Annotated in this window: 1 protein-coding gene and 1 pseudogene; both read right to left on the bottom strand. The window is 52.4% G+C overall.

The genetic code is table 11. The features are described from left to right. Positions 1 to 111: 111 nt before the first annotated feature. Positions 112 to 846 (bottom strand): annotated as a pseudogene (locus CXF97_RS13955) (Fic/DOC family protein). Continuing rightward, positions 843 to 1,106 (bottom strand): hypothetical protein, encoded by a 264-nt coding sequence (locus CXF97_RS13960; RefSeq protein ID WP_101159028.1) that lies wholly within the window; start codon positions 1,104 to 1,106, stop codon positions 843 to 845. The pseudogene CXF97_RS13955 and the gene CXF97_RS13960 overlap by 4 nt, the downstream one beginning before the upstream one ends. Positions 1,107 to 1,226: the final 120 nt, after the last annotated feature.

The raw sequence follows: 1,226 nt of genomic DNA on the forward strand, positions 1-1,226 counted from the left end.
ACGGATTCCCAACTACCGCAACCTGATGAACAGCTACTCGGCGCTGACGAAGCAGAAGTAAGCGTTTAATACACCGCAAAAGCCTGCCTCGAAAGCAGGCTTTTTGCGTTTCTACTCCATTGGCTGTGTTCTGTAAGTTTTATAAAGCTGTTGAATGTCGGGATTGTCCAGATTCGCGTAGATGATTCCTTCTTTGTCCAACCCGTCCAGTCCTTTGATCCCGCCAATCACTTCGGGCCATTCCTCACGGCTCGAGATGTCTACGACATGAGGCTTCAGATAATCATCCAAGTGGCCCTTGGAGGGATCGCGGATCTCGTCGCTGAGCGCCCGCAAATACGCATCTTTATTGGTATTCGACCAATCGATGGCAAACTTGGCCCGATAGCACAGCTCCATGTGAACGAGCAGGATAGTCCGCCCATTACCATCCAGAAACGGATGAGCGAAAGCCAATTGGCCCATCACCTCGCCCGGGCGATCCCGGAAGCGTTTTTTGTTCGTAGCGAGCTCCAGCGCATATTCGACGGATCTCTTGATCAGCTCAGGCCGCTCGAAAGGTGTGTGATGCGGGTCGTCTATTGATCCTTTGAAAACCGCGAGGTGGGGAACCAGCTCATTCCTGTCTTTGCCTGCCCATGGATAGAACCCCGCAAAGAGATCCATGAGCTTTTAGTATCGCTTGGTAGTTGATGGACCTTTTTTTGCCAGAAGAGCAAGCGCGTCTTCGATACTGGCTTCGAAAGAAAGATGTTCCGATTCCGAGACTTCAGCCGGGTCTTTGAGCTTGAGCGAGTTGCGGAGGTAGCCTTCAGTTACGAAATCGCCGAAGGGGTCGAACGTCATGCGCTGAGCTGCTTCTTCGAATGCCTTTTTTCCTGAAGGTAACTTCCTTGCAAGGCCATGATTTCAGCCTTGTTCAACACACCCTTTCGATTCAGGTTCACCAGCAGTTGCTCAACACTGTCCAGTTCAACGACATCACCGGCCAGCCGCGTTATCGTCACCGCCATGCGACTCAGTCCGTCACGCTCGGCGCCTACCCCATGTTTTTCCGCGAGCCTGCGAACTTCGCTCGCGACGCTGACAGTGGCTGATTCGCTCATTTTTTAACCCTCGTTATCTCTGCCTGAGCATAGCATGGCGTCCTTCGGGCGGATTTAACCGTCCGGTATTTCGATTCGTGGAATTGTCCGGTTTGAGTGGACGGTGAAACGCTTTTCAGC

It is taken from the genome of Pseudomonas sp. Choline-02u-1 (genome assembly GCF_002836515.1).
In the GTDB taxonomy this organism is placed as follows: Bacteria; Pseudomonadota; Gammaproteobacteria; order Pseudomonadales; family Pseudomonadaceae; genus Aquipseudomonas.